Origin of the sequence: Mycobacterium sp. (assembly GCF_050701675.1) — a bacterium.
Classification (GTDB): domain Bacteria; phylum Actinomycetota; class Actinomycetes; order Mycobacteriales; family Mycobacteriaceae; genus Mycobacterium.
Window position 1 is genome coordinate 1 of the sequence record NZ_JBOGDD010000459.1, and the last position, 3,506, is coordinate 3,506.

Below are 3,506 nucleotides of genomic sequence, written 5' to 3' on the forward strand. Positions count from 1 at the left end.
TCCCACTGCGTCACCACGAAGTAGCGGTTCTCGCCCTTGACCGGGCGTAGCAGCTGAAAACCGAGGAAGCCCGGCTGGTTGTCGACGGCGTGTGCACGGTTGGCGAACCGCTTCTCCAACTCGGGGCCTGCGTCGGGCGGAACCTCGATGGCGTTGATCTTTACGACGGACATGGGCCCAAGGTTACCGTCCCGTTATCTTCGGCCGCCTCCCGCTGCTGCAGGATGGCGGGCATGCGTACCCCACTGCTGACGGGCTGCGGAGGCGAGGGCGAGCCCATCGTGCTGGTCCACGGGCTGATGGGGCGTGGCACCACGTGGTCGAGGCAGACGCCGTGGCTGGTCGGGTTGGGGGAGGTGTACACCTACGACGCGCCGTGGCACCGCGGGCGTGACGTCGAAGACCCGTATCCCGTGAGCACCGAGCGGTTCGTGGCCGATCTCGCCGACGCCGTCGCCGAGCTCGGGCGGCCCGCGACGTTGATCGGACATTCGATGGGCGGGCTGCACTCCTGGTGTCTTGCGGCGGCGCGGCCCGATCTGGTGACCGCGCTCGTCGTCGAGGACATGGCACCCGACTTCCTGGGGCGCACGACGGGCCCGTGGGAGCCGTGGGTCCATGCGCTACCGACCGAATTCGCCGCCGAGCAAGAGGTTTTCGACGAGTTCGGACCCGTGGCCGGACGCTACTTCCTCGAGGCGTTCGACCGCACGGAGACGGGCTGGCGGCTGCACGGTCACACCGCGCGTTGGGTGGAGATCGCCGCCGAGTGGGGGACGCGCGAGTACTGGCGGCAGTGGCGCGGCGTCCTGGCGCCCACCCTGCTGATCGAGGCGGGCAACGGGGTCACCCCGCCAGGGCAGATGAGGCAGATGGGCGAGACGGGCCACCGGGCCACGTATCTGCGCGTGCCCGGCGCCGGCCATCTCGTTCACGACGACGCCCCCGCGGAATACCGCGACGCGGTCGAATCGTTCCTAACGCCGTTCACCCGTCACGCCTGAAGCGGGCCACGTTGGATTGCGTTCGAAGCGGGTGCGGGCGGCGTCGACGTCGTGAGCCACGCGGTAGTAGTCGCGATCGCCGTATTCCTTCAGCAGGCTGGCGCGGACCGCGTCGTTGCGGTGGGTGCTCCAGCTGAGCAGGGCGGCGATGGCGAATGGGGCGGACAGGACCAGGAAGGCAAGTAAAACGTTCATGGCAGCAATTGTTCGCTCGGAAATATCCCGCCAACAGTGGCAGGACTGTCCCAGTGCGTTAAGATACTGCCATGCTTGAGACTGTCTCGGTTTTGGTGGCGGACGGCGTGGCGCCATTCGAGTTCGGCGTCATCTGCGAGGTCTTCGGCATCGACCGCTCGGGCGACGGCGTGCCCAACTTCGACTTCAAGATCTGCGGACCCGAGCCGGGCCGGCCACTGCGGATGACGGTCGGCGCATCGCTGACCCCTGAGCACGGGTACGACGCTCTCGTCGGTGCCGACCTGGTGGCCATTCCTGCCATCGCGGGCCCCGACTATCCGCAGGAGGCGCTCGACGCCGTCCGCGCTGCCGCCGCATCGGGATCGATCATCCTGACCGTCTGCTCCGGTGCATTCGTGGCCGGTGCGGCCGGACTCCTGGACGGCCGCAAGTGCACCACCCACTGGATGCATGCCGACGCCCTTGCAGCGCTGCATCCCACCGCGGAGGTCGACCGCAACGTGCTCTTCGTCGACGACGGCAACCTCATCACCAGCGCGGGCACGGCCGCGGGAATCGACGCCTGCCTGCACCTGGTGCGACGCGAACTGGGCAGCGAGATCACCAACACCATCGCCCGCCGGATGGTCGTGCCGCCCCAGCGCGACGGTGGCCAACGCCAGTACATCGACCAGCCGATCCCGGTTCGATGTTCGGAAGGGTTTGCGCCACATCTCGATTGGATTCTGGTCAACCTGGAAAAGCCGCACACCGTCGCGACCCTCGCGAAGCGCGCCAGCATGTCGGCACGAACCTTCGCGCGCAGGTTCGTCGACGAGACGGGCCGTACGCCCATGCAGTGGGTCACCGACCAGCGCGTGCTCTATGCCAGGCGATTGCTCGAAGAGACCGATCTCGACATCGATCGGGTGGCCGACAGGTCGGGTTTCGGCACCGCCACGTTGTTGCGGCACCACTTCCGTCGGGTCATCGGCGTCACCCCTTCGGATTACCGCCGCAGGTTCGCCTGCGATGATTCCGGTTGCGCGGCAACGGCTTAGCGGGTTACAACACGCCGGAAACCGTCGCGATCATGGGGCGTAGAGGCACCAGTGGCCGGGAACGCCCTTGAGCTCGTGCTCGCCGCGGTCGGTGAACGTCCGGTGCGAGCCGGTCACTATCTCGCGCACCGTCGACGAGACCAGTACTTCGCCCGCGCCCGCCAGTGCCGCGACCCGCGCGCCGATGTGCACCGCCATGCCCGCGATGTCCTGGCCGCGCACCTCGACCTCACCCGCATGAATCCCGACCCGCACCTCGAGGCCGAGCGTCCTTACCGCATCGACGACCTGTTCGGCACAGTCCAGCGCGACACTGGGGCTGCTGAACGTCGCGACGAAACCGTCACCGGCCGTGTTGACTTCGCGACCCCCGAAGCGCCGCAACTCTCGTCGCACCAGGTTGTCGTGGCTGTCGAGCAGATCGCGCCAGTGGTCGTCGCCGAGCGCAGCGGCCCGCTGCGTCGATCCGACGATGTCGGTGAACACGATCGTGGTGAGCACGCGTTCGGCGTCCGAGCCGCCTCGCGACCCGGTGACGAACTCCTCGATCTCGGCGAGAAGGGGCATCGCGTCGCCGACCCAGTAGAGGGTGTCCGCACCAGGTAGCTCGACGTAGCTGGCGCCAACGATGTGCTTGGCGAGATACCTGCCGTGTTCCACCCCGACGAACGTGGCGTCCTTGCGATGCATGATCAGGGTTGGTGAAGTGACGAGGGAAAGCTTGTCCCGCGCATCGGCGTCGACGAGCGCCTGACCGGATCTGCGGGCCATGCTCGGGGAGGCGGCGCGGTTGCCCGCGGCGTCCCACCACGTCCGGAACGCCTGGTCGTGGGCAACCGAGGGCGCGATCGCCGCGAGCACGTCGACGCCCCGATCGACGGCATCGGGCTCCATCGCCACCGAGGTGAACGGAACGGCAGCGCGGGGGTGCGTTCCGGCCGGGTAGTCGGGGGCCCACAGCACGCGGGCAGATCCGTTGATCAGCACCAGGTTGGCCACCCGCTCGGGACGGTCGGCCGCCAGGAAGAGCGCGCTCATCGCGGTGAATCCCGAGGCGAGGATCGTGGCACTCTCGCAGCCGACGGCGTCCATGACCGCGAGCGCATCCTCGGCCCAGCATGCCGGGGTGATCTTGTCCGCGCCGATGCGAGACGACATCCCCATGCCGCGATGATCGAACCGAATCACCCGGCAGAATGACGACAGGCGCCGGTAGAACCGGTACATCGAAGGCTCGGAGTCGATCGAGTCGATCGGTACGAAG

Annotated in this window: 4 protein-coding genes and 1 pseudogene; 2 read left to right on the forward strand and 3 right to left on the reverse strand. The window is 67.8% G+C overall.

Annotated features, from left to right (window positions below; all coding sequences use genetic code 11):
• Window positions 1-173: pseudogene (gene mhuD / locus ACRDUX_RS13865) on the reverse strand (mycobilin-forming heme oxygenase MhuD); the annotation flags it as partial.
• Between the two features lie 60 nt (window positions 174-233).
• Between mhuD and ACRDUX_RS13870 the strand changes: the two are divergent.
• Window positions 234-1,004, forward strand: a complete 771-nt coding sequence (locus ACRDUX_RS13870; protein ID WP_526414605.1) for an alpha/beta fold hydrolase — start codon at window positions 234-236, stop codon at window positions 1,002-1,004.
• On the opposite strand, the gene ACRDUX_RS13875 is transcribed toward ACRDUX_RS13870, so the two are convergent.
• Window positions 978-1,199, reverse strand: a complete 222-nt coding sequence (locus ACRDUX_RS13875; protein ID WP_526414606.1) for a hypothetical protein — start codon at window positions 1,197-1,199, stop codon at window positions 978-980. The genes ACRDUX_RS13870 and ACRDUX_RS13875 overlap by 27 nt on opposite strands.
• A gap of 71 nt (window positions 1,200-1,270) precedes the next feature.
• Here ACRDUX_RS13875 and ACRDUX_RS13880 point away from each other — a divergent pair, with 71 nt between their 5' ends.
• Window positions 1,271-2,242, forward strand: coding sequence for a GlxA family transcriptional regulator (locus ACRDUX_RS13880; protein ID WP_526414607.1), 972 nt, complete (start codon window positions 1,271-1,273; stop codon window positions 2,240-2,242).
• 30 nt (window positions 2,243-2,272) lie between these two features.
• Here the strand turns inward: ACRDUX_RS13880 and ACRDUX_RS13885 are convergent.
• A partial coding sequence (locus ACRDUX_RS13885; RefSeq protein ID WP_526414608.1) for an adenylate/guanylate cyclase domain-containing protein occupies window positions 2,273-3,506 on the reverse strand: 1,234 nt, incomplete at its 5' end.